Genomic DNA, 12,943 nt, shown 5'->3' on the forward strand with positions numbered 1-12,943 from the left:
AACGATGCCAGCAGTTAAGGAACCCGCATGAGCACCCGCCCCGCAGAATTCCCCACGGTGGACGTCCACGCCCATATCCTGCTTCCGGCCCTTCAACAGCTGGTGGCGGAGGCTGATCCCGAGGGCTTCGGCGCCCAGCAGGCCCTGGAAGTGCGGCGCAACGGACCCGAATCGATGGCAGCTTCGGGCCGGATGATCAAGGAGCGCTGGCCGCAGCTGACCGACCTGGACCGCCGGCTCGCGGACATGGACGCCCAAGGTGTGGACGTGCAGCTGATCTCGCCGTCGCCGTCGCACTTCTACTACTTCGCAGGCGAAGAACTGGCACTGCAGGTAGCGAAGTCCGCAAACCAGGCCGTGCGGGAATTCGTTGACCGCGCCCCGGAGCGGCTCCACGGCCTGGGCCTGGTCCCGCTCCAGCACCCCGCCTTGATGGTGGAGGCCCTGGAGCACACGGTGCTCGAGTGCGGCCTGCTCGGGGTGGAAATCGGGTCGTTCGCCGCCACTCCAGCCGACGCGGAACGCAGCACTGTTGAGCTGTCCGACCCCCGGCTGGAACCGTTCTGGAGCCGGGCCGAGGAGCTGGGTGCCCTGGTGTTCCTGCACCCGTTCGGATGCTCCCTGGATGAGCGGCTGGACCGTTTCTATCTCGCCAACACCGTCTCCCAGCCTGCGGAAAACGCCGTGGCACTGTCACACCTGATTTTCAGCGGGGTACTGGACCGGCACCCGGACCTGAAGGTCCTGGCCGCGCACGGCGGTGGCTACCTTCCCACCACCCTGGGCCGTTCCGACCGCGCCTGGAAGGTCCGGACGGAGGCGCACGGCTGCGCGCAGCCGCCGTCCTCCTACCTGAAAAAGCTGTACTTCGACTCGCTGGTCCACAGCCCCGCTGAGCTTCGGGCGCTCGTGACCGCCGCCGGGCCGGAGCAGGTGCTGCTCGGCTCCGATTACCCCTTCGACATGGGATCCGACCTGCCCGTGGACGAGGTTGTCGAGGCACGCCTTCCCGCAGAGGACGAGGCCCGGGTGCTGGCCGGCAACGCTGCCGCCCTTGGCATCACGCCCGCTTCAGTCCCCGCCGCCCGCCCAGCCTAAGGAAGATTCATATGGTCAAGATTGCTCGCTGGAATGACGGCGACGGGATCCAGTCCGGCTTTGTGGACGGCGGGAACTGCTACGCCCTGCCCGCCGGCCAGGACGTCCAGACGCTCCTGGACGCCGGTCTCGAAGAAACGCTGAACATTGCACGGCAGGTTCTGACTTCAGGCGTTGCCTCTTCGCTGGCGGACGTGCAGTTACTGGCCCCGCTGGTGCCCGCCACCATCCGGGACTTCGTCGCGTTCGAGGAACACGTGGAAGGCGTCCGGAAGAGCATCGACGGCGTGGCCGGTGTGGTGCCCGAATGGTACGAGGCGCCCACCTTCTACTTCACGAACCCGCACACCGTGACAGGAACGGGCGAGGTGATTGGTATTCCGGCGGGCTGCGAGGACCTGGACTTTGAAACCGAAGTGGCGGCCGTCGTCGGGCATGTTCCCGGCAGCGACGGCCGCAACCTATCCGCAGCCGACGCGCACCGGCACATTTTCGGCTATACCGTGCTTAACGACTGGTCCGCCAGGGACCTGCAGCGCCGCGAGATGAAAGTCAGCCTAGGCCCCTGCAAGGGCAAGGACTTCGCCAACACACTAGGCCCATGGATCGTCACCGCGGACGAGTTTGAGGACCGCCACGACGCCGAAGGGTTCCTGCCCATCTCCATGGCCGTCGAGGTTAATGGCCAGCGCATCGGGCAGGACATGCTCTCCAACATGGGTTGGCCGTTCGCCGAACTGGTGGCCTACGCGTCGCAGGACTCCGTGGTGCGGCCCGGCGACGTGCTGGGCTCCGGCACATGCGGCAGCGGCTGCCTGGCTGAACTTTGGGGTCGGAACGGAGCAAAGACTCCCCCGCCCGTGAAGACCGGCGATGTGGTCCGCATGACAGTGGAAGGAATAGGCACCATCGAGAACGCGGTGGGCGCACGACGCGAGGCCGTAACCCGTGTGGCCGCCCGTACCCGTCCAAGGACGGGCGAAGAATCGCCGGCCCACCGATAGGTGCCAACGCGGCCCTCAAAGGGCGTGTACCCAGGACCGCCAAAAACTCTTGTAAGCGAGGCGCCAGTCGTCCTGTTGAGGCACACGCCACGTAACACACTCAGGCGCCGCGACTGCGGAGCCCCGCAACGAAGCGAGACGAACCATGGCAACACGTAAAACCATCACTACCCAAGTGGCCATCATGGGATCCGGACCCGCCGGTCTCATGCTCTCCCACCTACTGGCCAAATCGGGCATCGACTCCACCGTGATCGAAGTCCGCAGCCACAAAGACATCTCCGAAACGGTGCGCGCAGGCATCCTCGAACACGGCACGGTCAACATGCTCGTGGACAGCGGAGTTTCGGACCGTGTCCTCCGTGACGGCGACCGCCACGACGGCATCGAACTGCGCTTCAACGGGGAAAGCCACCGCGTGGACTTCAAGGACCTCGTGGGGGAGTCTGTCTGGCTGTATCCCCAGACGGACGTCTTCCTGGACCTCGCCGCCCGCAGGAAGGCCGACGGTGGCGACGTCCGCTACGGCGTCACGGACACCAGCGTGCATGACCTGGAAGGAAAGCCTAAAGTCTGGTTCACCGACGCCGGGGGCGCGGAGTTCGAGATCCAGGCCGACTTCGTGGTGGGTGCGGACGGCTCCCGCAGCCACTGCCGGTTCCAGATCCCCGAGGCGCACCGCAAGTGGTACTTCCACGAATACCCGTTTGCCTGGTTCGGCATCCTGGCCGAAGCCCCGCGCAGTTCCGATGAACTGATCTACGCCAACTCCGCCTACGGTTTCGCCCTGATCAGCCAGCGCACCGAGACCGTCCAGCGGATGTACTTCCAGTGCGACCCGAAGGAGAACGTGGCCGACTGGGATGACGACCGGATCTGGGCCGAGTTCCGCAGCCGGGTAAACGGCAACGGCTTCGAACTCAAGGAAGGCCCGGTCATCGAAAAGATGGTGCTGCCGTTCCGCAGCTTCGTCCACGCCCCCATGCGCCACGGCAACCTCTTCCTGGCAGGCGACGCAGCGCACACCGTTCCGCCCACCGGTGCCAAGGGCCTGAACCTCGCGATCCATGACGTCAAGGTGCTCTTCGAAGGATTCGACAGCCACTACAACTCCGGGTCCGGCCGACTGCTGGAGACGTACAGCGACCGCGCCCTGGAACGGGTATGGAAGGCCCAGCAGTTCTCTTACTGGATGACCACCATGCTGCACACCCCCACCGACGCAGACGATTTTTCCCGCGCCCGCCAGCTCGGGGAACTCAGCTCCGTGGTCTCCTCCCGGCATGGACTGTCCTACCTGGCAGAGGCCTACACCGGCTGGCCGGGCGCCTTGTAAAGCTGTCTCTACCCAAGAACCGGGACCGAAATGGGACGTGCTGCCGACGTAAGCGCTCCGCCGCAGCACATGCGAGCAGTCAAGAGATGATGCGCCGCATGAAACCCATCGTCACCCGCCCGACTACTAAGCCGAGACTCGAAGCAGCAGCGGTAAAAACTTCGTTGCAATTGGCTGCCGGCATCGACGACGTTGTTGCCTCGCCTTGGCTTGGACTTCACTACAAGCACGAGTTTCTGCTGCACTACAAGCACGAATCGCTAGAACTGGCAGTCAGCATGCCAGACAGGCCGAATTATGCATGATGCTGCGACCCCCGAGAAGCTCAGAGCATAAAGCCTGGCGCCAGTTTTAGCTGGACTTGGCGTTTAGAGCGTACGCGCGAGCGGGCAGGCGAACGGTTCGCTTTCCAGGAAGGGCAACTACCCTTCGCATACAGGTTGGTTCACAGGCGATCGTTTATAGCGCCAAACACTGGAGCCCGAAGCCTGCCGGAAAGTGGGCGAGGTTGAATACGGCCCCTTGGTAGCCGGAATTGATAGGTCCGAAGACCGGGCTCACGGGCCCGCATGTCATTCAGATAAGGCACACCCCAACCTGACGAACCGGGGCGCATGCCTTGACTTTTTTCTGAGAGGGGCCTAGGACTCAACCTGACAGGACGGGGTTGGAGGCACCGGTGACTGGACAGCGGATCGGGTACGTGCGGGTGAGCACGCTGGACCAGAACGAGGAGCGCCAGCTCGAAGGCCAGGTTCTGGACCGGGTCTTCACGGATAAGGCCTCCGGCAGTGACACTGCCAGGCCGGAACTGACCGAGTTGCTGCGGTTCGCGCGAGATGGGGACACCGTGGTGGTGCACAGCATGGACCGGCTCGCCCGGAACCTCGATGACCTGCGTGCTCTTGTCCAAAACCTGACACGCAAGGGCGTGCGGGTGGAGTTCGTCAAGGAGAGTCTGGTGTTCACCGGCGAGGACTCCCCCATGGCCAACCTCATGCTCTCCGTCATGGGCGCGTTCGCTGAATTCGAGCGTTCCCTTATCAGGGAACGCCAGAGGGAAGGGATCGCCCTGGCCAAACAGCGCGGCGCCTACAAAGGGCGGAAAAAGACCCTCACGCCGGAACGGGCCGCCGAGCTGGTCCAGCGGGCCGGCAACGGTGTCCCGAAAGCCGTCCTTGCCCGTGACTACGGGATCAGCAGGGAAACGGTCTACCAGTACCTGCGCCAGGCCAAGGTGGAGTGAGCCACGCTCCCCTGCCTGCGCCGTCGAGTGCAGGATCTGGTTCAGACGAGTTTGGTTACCTCGTAAGTGTGGCCGGCCGTGCGGAGTCGCTGTATGAGCACGTTGCCGAGTGCAGTGGCCGGTGTCAGAGATCCTTGCGCTGTCGGCAGCCGGTCACCGTCGAGGGCAAGAGCGAGTGCAGTCTCGCCTGCCATCACGGCGGTGGCGGCATAGCCGGGATCACCGGGGCCGGCAGCAATCGCCTGGTATCGGTGCCCGTGTTCGGTGCGGGCGGTCACCTGGGAGTGGAACCAGCCCGCGTGCTGCGTGCTGGCGCTCGGACCCGTACCTGGTGCCGGAAGACAGCGGTCGAGCACCCGCCGGGTGGGCGGGAACGCCATCGCGCCCGTGAATGCCCGGAGCCCGAGTGCCATTGCCCTGGCGATGCCTCGCCGTACTGAAGGGAGCGGCCATAGGCCCAGCCCTGCAATGCGTTGCTGCGGAGCACTATCCGAGTGTTGACCGGGGCCATGATGAAAGGCGCGGTCCAGGTGCCGTCATCGGTACGGCGCACGGGGCCGGCGTCAGGAGGCTGTTGAGTCGTCGGCTCCCTTGTGCGGTCGGGGCTCAGAGCGTAGGGGTCCGCGGCTAATGACCTCAGGGCGGTGCTCGATCGCATCGCGTCGAGCTGCCCGCGCATCGATTCGAGCGTGCCTCCGCTGATGCCAGCCTTGGCCGTAGCAACGAGTTGGACCTCGCCCAAACCACCAGCGCCATCGGCTTCTGCCGCCTGATGAAGCAGCAGTACAGCGAGGTCGGACGGCACGGAGTCATAGCCGCAGGAGTGCACGATCCTGGCCCCGCTCGTCCTGGCCAGAGCGTCATAGCGATCGATCGCCTCCCTGATGAAGGACACCTCACCAGCGAGGTCGGCGTAGTGGGTACCGGCCCGTGCGCAGGCGTCGACAACTGGTAGTCCGTGTTTCGCGTACGGACCGACGGTTGTGAAAAGCACGCGTGTGCCCGCGGCCAGAGCGGCGATCGAGTCCGCGTCCTCCGAGTCGGCTTCGATTAAGGCCCATCCGTGCGCCGCGACCGGCAACTGCGACCGAACCGCCCCGAGTCTGGACCTGGACCGGCCCGCGAGTCCGACTCGCATACCTGCCGGTGCATGCTCCGCGACGTAGCCGGCGATCAGTCGGCCAACGAAACCCGTCACTCCGTAGAGAACGAGGTCATGTTCCCGAGATGAGCTGTCCATAACTGCAGCCTTCCACAGCGGCAACTCCAAGCCGACACACGGCCCCTTGCCTTGGTCTAGCAACAACCGGAACTGATCTACGTTTGAACGAGAAGTCAGGTCCGCCCGCCCACAGCCGGGGACAATTCTCATAGGTTTATCCACCGCTACTGCTGCCAGGGAGCTACCCCGACGGCTCCCTACTCCAGCCATGGACCGATCAGAGTCGCCACCACTTCCGGCCGCGTGATCAGCAAGCACGCGTTTGCCCGGCCGACTCGGGTTGACAGAATCTTCATAATCGGCGCGTTGGAAACGGGTTGGGGAGTCGCCTAGAACCTGCAAGCCAACTGGAACGAATGTGAGTTTTCTCCGCTAGCCTTGCAGTGTTTTTGTGAAGTGATGCGTCGGAATTCTGTCTCTGTCGTAAGTGATTTCTTTGTAGCCGTGAGGTTCGGGCTTGCCCTCGCTGTTCAAATTCACGAACACGATCTCCTCGATTGTGAGAATGCTTCGCCGCGTGATCATGTTTCGGACTTCTGCTCGCATGGTCAGTGAGGTCCGACCGAACTTAGTTGCCGTGAGTCCCATTTCTATGAGGTCACCCTGCACAGCGGAGCTGACGAAGTTGATTTCCGAAATGTACTTCGTCACGGCCCTGCCATTGCCGAGCTGGAGGATGGCATAGATTGCTGCTTCCTCATCGATCCATTTGAGAAGGCTCCCACCGAACAAGGTGCCGTTCGCGTTCAAGTCTTCTGGCCGCACCCACTTTCGAGTGCGGAAAGTTATATCTGAGGGTTCCATGGTGGGACCTTACTTCTGAGGCGGACCTGACTTGGTTTTATGTTGTCTGACAGAACGTGCGTCGTTTAGCGGCGGGCCTAGCGGGCGGTCTGCCGGGATTTGGCTCTCTGCACGTTTCTGCTTTGGCTGCAGGTCCACCGGCCACTCATGGAGGCCCTAACAAAGCGAAGGTTCCAGGACAGCGTGGGGAGACATCGCTTGCCCCGGCTCTTCGCGTGGGTGGCAATGCTGTGGCAGCCAGCTCCGGGTATTGTCCCCTCGAGGCGGAGCGACGGATGACCTTGCGCACCGGCTATGCCTGAGCTCCGGTAGCGGAGGTGGGCACGCCGAGGTTGCGGTACTTGTCGAGCCGCTGCGGCAGTAGCTCGCCGATGTCGGCTGAGGACAAGGTGGCAAGTTCGTACTCGATGGCCTGCCCAAGCCGCTGGCAGAAGGCCTTGGCCTCCAGTGCTGCGTCCCCGCGCTCGTCAATGACGTGCTGGACAAGCCCGTTGGCGAAGAGGGACGCAACGTTGACGCCCTGGGCTTCGGACATGGCCGGCGCGAAGTCGGTGCTCCGGTGAACGATGGCGCTGGCGCCTTCGGGCGGGAGCGGAGCCAGCCACGCGTGCTGGGCCGCGATGGTCCGGTCTGCCGGCAGCAGGGCCAGCGCACCGCCGCCTGCACCCTGACCGAGCAGCACGGAAACTGTGGGCGAGCTGAGCCCGATCAGATCATGCAGGGACCTCGCGATTTCGCCTGCAAGGCCGCCTTCCTCGGCTTCCTTGGACAGCGCAGCGCCACCGGTATCGATGACTGTCAGCAGTGGCAGGCCGAGCTCCTCAGCCAGCCGCATGCCACGGCGTGCCTCGCGAAGTGACGCCGGACCCATCGCCGTCTGCTGGGAGGGCCGCGGCCGGGTGTGGCCGATCACCACGCAGGACTTTTGGCCGAAGCGGGCCAGTGCCAGAAGCAGGCCCGGGTCTTTCTCGCCCTGTCCCGTCCCGTTGAGCGGAAGCACATCCCGGGCCCCGTGCGCCAGCAACTGGCGCAAGTCCGGGCGCCGCGGATTGCGGGAGATTTCAATCGACGCCCAAGCGCCGGCCTCCGACGGTTTCACAGACAGCGTCCGAGGCGGAGCGACCTGCAGATTTGGGCCGGTGACCAGAATGCTCAAAGCCCGGTCAATGACGTCGGACAGCTGCCAGGGCGGGACAACGGCATCCACGAGCCCCTTGTCGAAGAGGTTCTCTGCCACTTGGACATTCTCTGGGAAGGGGATGCCGTAGAGCACCTCGTAGACCCTGGGTCCCAGGAATCCCAGCAGGGCGCCAGGTTCGGCCACTGTGATGTTCCCGAGGGATCCCCAGGATGCCATGACGCCACCAGTAGTGGGATGGCGGAGGTAGACCAGGTAGGGCAGCCCAGCCTGCCGGTGTGCCCGCACGGCCGCGCTGATTTTGATCATGGACAGGAAGGCGATGGTGCCTTCCTGCATACGCGTGCCGCCGGAGGCAGGTCCAGCCAGCAGCGGAAGCCCTTCCTGTGTTGCCCGTTCGACGGCGTTTACGATCCGTTCGGCGGCCGCGAGCCCGATGGAGCCGGCCAGGAAACGGAACTCGCTGACGATGACGGCCACTCGGCGGCCGCGGATGAGGCCCTCACCGGTCAGGACGGATTCATCCACGCCGGTTTTAGCCCGGGCCGCCGCCAGCTCCTGCCGGTATTCGGGACCCGGGTCAGGGTCCACGACCGTGCCGTCCCAGCTCCGGTAGGAGCCGGGATCCAGCACCGTAGCGATGAGTTCAGTGGCGTTCAGGTGACGGACCTTCTGTTGTGTCGGCATCCTCAGCGGCGTTCCTCATCCTGGCCTGTTCCGGCGGCTGCGCGCCCGGCGCGTCCGGCGCCGGCTTCGGAGACCAGAAGCCACTGCCGGATCTGCTCCCCGTCCTGGTCCAGCAGCGGCGGGGCAGTATGCGTCTTCAGCGTCGTTTCGGCAGTGTCCGCGGCGGTGAAAAACCGCAGCGGCGGGCCGGGCAGGCTCACATTGCCGAGGATCTTGTGGTCGACGTCGATCACGAGTCCCTGCGAGTGAACCTGGTCCCAGGCATACACTTCGTCCAGCGTCCGGACTTTGCCCGCCGGAATGCCGGCCTGGTTGAGCTTGGCCAGCAGGGGTTCGGCCTCAAAGTCGGAGAACACCCGCTCCACCTCTTCAATGACTTTCTCCCGGTTGCGCACCCGGTCCGCGTTGCTGGCGAACTCAGGCCGGGCGGCGTTGATCCCGAATGCCGCGGCGAACGTGGCCCATAGTTTTTCGCTGCCCACACTGATCTGCACCCGGCCCCGCCGGCAGTGGAACAGGCCATAGGGGGCGATGGAGGGGTGGTGGTTGCCTTGGGCCTTCGGGACCTCGCCGGCGACCGTCGCCCGGGTGCCCTGGAAGGCGTGGACCCCGATCAGTGCGGCGAGCAAGGAGGTGCGGACGATCTGCCCCTGGCCGCTGCGTTCGCGCTGCAGCAGCGCGGCGAGCGTCCCGAACGCCCCGTACATGCCGGAGAGCAGGTCCGCGATGGGCACTCCCACCCGCTGCGGATCCTCCGGACCGGATCCGGTCAGGGACATCAGGCCGGCCTCGCCCTGAAGGATCTGGTCATAGCCGCTGCGCCGTGATTCGGGCCCGTCGTGCCCGAAGCCGGTTATGGACAGGACTACCAGTGCCGGGTTGAGGGCGTGCATTTCCGCGGCCGAGAATCCAAGCCGGTCCAGTACGCCTGGGCGGAAGTTCTCGATCACCACGTCCGCCCGTTCCAACAGCTCCCGCAGGACCGCCCGGCCGTCATCGCTCTTCAGGTCCAAGGCGATGGATTCCTTGTTGCGGTTGCAGGACAGGAAGTATGTGGCCTGGAGATCACCCTCGGGACCCACGAACGGCGGCCCCCAGCCGCGCGTATCGTCGCCAGTGTCCGGGCTCTCGACCTTGATGACGCGCGCCCCGAGATCCGCCAGCATCATGCCGGCATGGGGCCCGGCGAGGGCCCGACTCAGGTCCACCACGAGGTAGCCCGACAGCGGGCCTTCGGTGCGGAGGGTGGATTCTGCGCTCATAGGGATCTTCCTTCTGTTGCTTGGTTTGCAGGCTGCGCATGCGATGCTGCTGTTCGTTGCCCTGTTTTGTCACCAGCATTCAGCCGGCGACGGCCGTCGAGACGCTCGGGCCGGAGCCGAGGGCATGGGTCGGGAGCAAAGTGGTCGCTGCGGTGGTCATTGCGTTGTCCTTGTTTAGTTCCGGGCGAAGTCCGGTCGTAAGATGCGGGCACCATTTGTTCGAGGACGTGGTTGTGGCGCTTTCTTTGCTGATCGCTCGATTTCCGTGCGGGTTCTTTCAAAGGGTGGTGGTCATCTCCAAAGACCGGGCATCAGGGCGACGCGCCCCGGCACCGTTCCTCTGCTCGAATGCGTAGGCGATCTGCAAAAGAGCCTTTTCTGCCCGGGGTGATGCGATGATCTGTAGCCCGATGGGCAGCCCGGTGGGTGTGAAGGCGGCAGGCACCGATATGGCGGGGCAGCCGGTTACCGAGATTATGGATGGCAGTCTCATCCATTCCAGGTAGTTGTTCATGACGTGACCATTGATTTCCTGCGGGTAGGGAAGTTCAGCGTCGAATGGTGCCACCTGGCTGACCGGGGTGATGAGGAAGTCATACTGTTGGAAAAACAGGCGCATGGTGTGGTGAAGCGTTGTCTGCGCTATTTCAGCTTTTCCTATGTCATTCCCGGTGAGACGCCGCCCCTGCTCGATGTTCCACACTGCATCGCTCTTGAATTGGCCCGGGTTCCGATCCAGCAGGGGCCCGAGGGTGTACTCGAGCTGCCATGCCCGCAGCGTATTGAATACTGAGTCGGCACCTGCGAGGTCCGGGGCTGCTTCTTCCAGATGGCAGCCCAGATCCGTGAAGGCTTGAAGTGCGGGACGCAGCGAGTCGAGCACCTCCGGGGCGACGGGGACAGAGCCGGTCAGGTCTGCCGACCATGCAATGCGTGTACCGTGCTGATCTGTGGTGAGCGGACCGGCGAAGGCCTGCCCCGGGGTTTCCAGAGACATTGGACTCCTGGGGTCCGGTCCGGCGAGCACGGAAAGCAACAGCGCAGTGTCCTGTACTGTGCGGGCCATAGGGCCTTTGACGGACAGCCGCCCCCATGCAGCGCTCTCGGGCCATGAGGGTACACGGCCGGGTGTGGGCCGCAACCCGACCACGTTGCAGAAGGAGGCTGGGTTGCGTAAAGAACCACCGGTGTCGCTGCCGTCCGCGATGGGGATCATGCCAGCTGCGAGGCTTGCGGCGGCACCTCCGCTGCTCCCGCCAGCGCTCTTCCCCAGGTCATAGGGGTTGCGGGTGAGCCCGTAGACGTCGTTGTACGTGTGGGAGCCTAACCCGAATTCGGGCACGTTCGTTTTTCCCAGCGTGAGCGCCCCGGCCTTCTTCATGCGTTCGACGACGATGTGGTCAACGTCGGGCACGTCCGTGGCGAAGAGTTTTGAACCGCGGGTGGTGCGGATCCCCTTTGTGGGCAGGATGTCTTTATGTGCGGTGGGTAGCCCGTATAAGGGTCCCTTGTCGGTGGTCCTGCTCCACTGTCGATCGAGCTGCGCGGCCTGGTCCATGGCCTGGTCCAGGTCCATGGCGACGAGGGCGTTGACCTTGGAATTGGTCTGTTCGATGCGGTCGATGTGGGCCGCTAGGACTTCGGTGACGGATAAGGTTCCGTTGCGCATGGAAGTGGTGAGGTCAGTGGCGGTCATGAATGGGATGTCGGACATGTCTGCTCTTTCGGTAATCTCGGTCAGTTTGAACCGGAGAGGACTTGAACGACTTGGTTTACGCACAGGCTGCCGAACAACGCGAGCCCAAGCCCGAGAGCACAGTTGCTGAGCATGCCGTTGCGGAAACCTCGGTTGAGGCTGCGACGGTTGAGCAGCACGAGCAGGCTGCCACAAAGCACAGGCAGGATGAACGCCGACAGGGTCGCATAGATCACCACCAGGGTCACGGGGCGCCCGACGAATTGGAAGGCGATGGCGCTCAGTACGCAGTAGAGGATCACCGAGCGGAATACGGGGGTAGAACTGGACATGTGGGCGTCAGCATCCTCGTCGGGAACCTTCCGCAGAACACGGATGGCATCGGCAATGAGATAGCCCATGGCGCTGAAACCTCCAAGGATGGAACTGAAGACAACCGCCAGTAGGCACAGAAGGAAGCCGATCCGACCGATTTCCCCGGCCATGTCGGCCATGGGGCCAGCGATCGTGGCCAGGCCCGCATTGCCGGCGATGCTCTTACCGGTGCCGTAGATCAGACCTGTACCGAGGATGCTCATTGCGACCGCGAACACAATTACCCCGATGTAGCTGGCTGCCGTGTCAACCCGGAGGTGGGGCAACCATTCTCGTCCCTGCCACCGCTTTTCCCGCACCCAGTATGCGTAGGCGAGGATACCGGCGGCCCCACCCACGCCACCAATCAGTGCCAGGACGGCCAGGATGGATCCTGTGGGCAACTGGGGCACAATGGTTTTGAACGTGACCTCAGGCGAGTCAGCGTCCGCCACGACCATGACGGCGCTGACGAGGACGGTCACGAACATGAGTAACCCCAAGGCGACCATGACTCGTTCGAAGAGGGAATATCGTCCCAGCGCTACCATAGCTCCTGCGGTGACGGCAATGGCGATGGTCACGGGGACCACAGGAGCGGCGGGAAGAAGTTCCACGACGGCGAGTGCCGCCACTGAGCTCAGGCCCGCCCCGTAGAAGAGGCCGATGACGACCATGAAAAGCAAGAAAACCACAGGAAGCACTGGTCCGCTGATGTCGGCCATCTGTGAGAGCATGGTCCGCCGGGAACTTAGCTGGAGGCGCCCCACGCACTCCGTAAGTGCGAACTTGATCAGCACTCCAATCACGATCGTCCACACGAGAGCCATGCCGTAGGCGGAGGATCCATTCAAGGTGGTAACCATGTCACCGGCCCCGACACTGGTAACTGCCAGAACCATGCCGGGACCCATGGCCCTGATGCGGGTGGCCACGGTGCGCGGAGGTCGCGGCGAGTGCTGGGCATCGCGCTGTTGATCTGTCTGCTGAGAGGGGTGAGTTGTCATAGCGACCTGGCTTCCCGGGATGGTGTTTCCTCGAATGAAGGGCATATTTGATATTGGTCACGCTGATTCGCACGGTCAATGGGCTGGTG

General features: G+C 63.9%; 12 protein-coding genes and 1 pseudogene. 6 read left to right on the top strand and 7 right to left on the bottom strand.

Features of this window, described 5'->3' with window-relative positions:
- Positions 1 to 27 precede the first annotated feature (27 nt).
- From AC5RT3_RS12970 to AC5RT3_RS12990, 5 genes are all read left to right on the top strand, one after another.
- Positions 28 to 1,098: an amidohydrolase family protein gene (locus AC5RT3_RS12970; RefSeq protein WP_494011308.1), complete on the top strand. Its 1,071-nt coding sequence runs from the start codon at positions 28 to 30 to the stop codon at positions 1,096 to 1,098.
- A gap of 11 nt (positions 1,099 to 1,109) precedes the next feature.
- Positions 1,110 to 2,102 carry a fumarylacetoacetate hydrolase family protein gene (locus AC5RT3_RS12975; protein WP_494011309.1) on the top strand — a complete coding sequence of 331 codons (993 nt, stop codon included), beginning with the start codon at positions 1,110 to 1,112 and terminating at the stop codon, positions 2,100 to 2,102.
- Positions 2,103 to 2,247: 145 nt separating this feature from the next.
- Positions 2,248 to 3,438, top strand: a complete 1,191-nt coding sequence (locus tag AC5RT3_RS12980; RefSeq protein WP_494011310.1) for a 4-hydroxybenzoate 3-monooxygenase — start codon at positions 2,248 to 2,250, stop codon at positions 3,436 to 3,438.
- A gap of 98 nt (positions 3,439 to 3,536) precedes the next feature.
- A complete protein-coding gene (locus tag AC5RT3_RS12985; protein WP_494011311.1) occupies positions 3,537 to 3,743 on the top strand; it encodes a hypothetical protein in 207 nt (68 codons plus the stop codon).
- Positions 3,744 to 4,117: 374 nt separating this feature from the next.
- The gene (locus AC5RT3_RS12990) at positions 4,118 to 4,684 is read left to right on the top strand and encodes a recombinase family protein (RefSeq protein WP_494011312.1); all 567 of its coding nucleotides are present in this window, start codon (positions 4,118 to 4,120) and stop codon (positions 4,682 to 4,684) included.
- Positions 4,685 to 4,725: 41 nt separating this feature from the next.
- Here the strand turns inward: AC5RT3_RS12990 and AC5RT3_RS12995 are convergent, their stop codons facing one another.
- Positions 4,726 to 5,097, bottom strand: a complete 372-nt coding sequence (locus AC5RT3_RS12995) for a hypothetical protein (RefSeq protein ID WP_494011424.1) — start codon at positions 5,095 to 5,097, stop codon at positions 4,726 to 4,728.
- Positions 5,098 to 5,411: 314 nt separating this feature from the next.
- Between AC5RT3_RS12995 and AC5RT3_RS13000 the strand changes: the two genes are divergently transcribed.
- On the top strand, positions 5,412 to 5,639 hold the full coding sequence (locus AC5RT3_RS13000) for a hypothetical protein (RefSeq protein WP_494011425.1): 228 nt from the start codon (positions 5,412 to 5,414) through the stop codon (positions 5,637 to 5,639).
- On the opposite strand, the pseudogene AC5RT3_RS13005 reads toward AC5RT3_RS13000, so the two are convergent.
- From AC5RT3_RS13005 to AC5RT3_RS13030, 6 genes and pseudogenes are all read right to left on the bottom strand, one after another.
- A pseudogene (locus tag AC5RT3_RS13005) lies at positions 5,574 to 6,116 on the bottom strand (saccharopine dehydrogenase NADP-binding domain-containing protein); the annotation flags it as partial. The gene AC5RT3_RS13000 and the pseudogene AC5RT3_RS13005 sit on opposite strands and share 66 nt — an antisense overlap.
- A gap of 162 nt (positions 6,117 to 6,278) precedes the next feature.
- Complete coding sequence (locus tag AC5RT3_RS13010) at positions 6,279 to 6,710, bottom strand: acyl-CoA thioesterase (RefSeq protein WP_494011313.1); 432 nt, start codon at positions 6,708 to 6,710, stop codon at positions 6,279 to 6,281.
- A gap of 292 nt (positions 6,711 to 7,002) precedes the next feature.
- Positions 7,003 to 8,535, bottom strand: coding sequence for a carboxyl transferase domain-containing protein (locus AC5RT3_RS13015; RefSeq protein WP_494124358.1), 1,533 nt, complete (start codon positions 8,533 to 8,535; stop codon positions 7,003 to 7,005).
- A gap of 2 nt (positions 8,536 to 8,537) precedes the next feature.
- Positions 8,538 to 9,797, bottom strand: coding sequence for a CaiB/BaiF CoA transferase family protein (locus tag AC5RT3_RS13020; protein WP_494011315.1), 1,260 nt, complete (start codon positions 9,795 to 9,797; stop codon positions 8,538 to 8,540).
- A gap of 277 nt (positions 9,798 to 10,074) precedes the next feature.
- Positions 10,075 to 11,511: an amidase gene (locus AC5RT3_RS13025; RefSeq protein ID WP_494011316.1), complete on the bottom strand. Its 1,437-nt coding sequence runs from the start codon at positions 11,509 to 11,511 to the stop codon at positions 10,075 to 10,077.
- Between the two features lie 23 nt (positions 11,512 to 11,534).
- The gene (locus AC5RT3_RS13030; protein ID WP_494011317.1) at positions 11,535 to 12,854 is read right to left on the bottom strand and encodes an Nramp family divalent metal transporter; all 1,320 of its coding nucleotides are present in this window, start codon (positions 12,852 to 12,854) and stop codon (positions 11,535 to 11,537) included.
- Between the last annotated feature and the right edge of the window lie 89 nt (positions 12,855 to 12,943).

This window comes from Arthrobacter sp. Y3221159, assembly GCF_059089885.1.

Coding starts and splice junctions, on each gene's coding strand:
- AC5RT3_RS12995 (WP_494011424.1), bottom strand. CDS start 5,097: ATGGCACTCGGGCTCCGGGCATTCACGGGCGCGATGGCGTTCCCGCCC.
- AC5RT3_RS13025 (WP_494011316.1), bottom strand. CDS start 11,511: ATGTCCGACATCCCATTCATGACCGCCACTGACCTCACCACTTCCATG.
- AC5RT3_RS13015 (WP_494124358.1), bottom strand. CDS start 8,535: ATGCCGACACAACAGAAGGTCCGTCACCTGAACGCCACTGAACTCATC.
- AC5RT3_RS13030 (WP_494011317.1), bottom strand. CDS start 12,854: ATGACAACTCACCCCTCTCAGCAGACAGATCAACAGCGCGATGCCCAG.
- AC5RT3_RS13020 (WP_494011315.1), bottom strand. CDS start 9,797: ATGAGCGCAGAATCCACCCTCCGCACCGAAGGCCCGCTGTCGGGCTAC.
- AC5RT3_RS12985 (WP_494011311.1), top strand. CDS start 3,537: ATGAAACCCATCGTCACCCGCCCGACTACTAAGCCGAGACTCGAAGCA.
- AC5RT3_RS12970 (WP_494011308.1), top strand. CDS start 28: ATGAGCACCCGCCCCGCAGAATTCCCCACGGTGGACGTCCACGCCCAT.
- AC5RT3_RS12975 (WP_494011309.1), top strand. CDS start 1,110: ATGGTCAAGATTGCTCGCTGGAATGACGGCGACGGGATCCAGTCCGGC.
- AC5RT3_RS13010 (WP_494011313.1), bottom strand. CDS start 6,710: ATGGAACCCTCAGATATAACTTTCCGCACTCGAAAGTGGGTGCGGCCA.
- AC5RT3_RS12980 (WP_494011310.1), top strand. CDS start 2,248: ATGGCAACACGTAAAACCATCACTACCCAAGTGGCCATCATGGGATCC.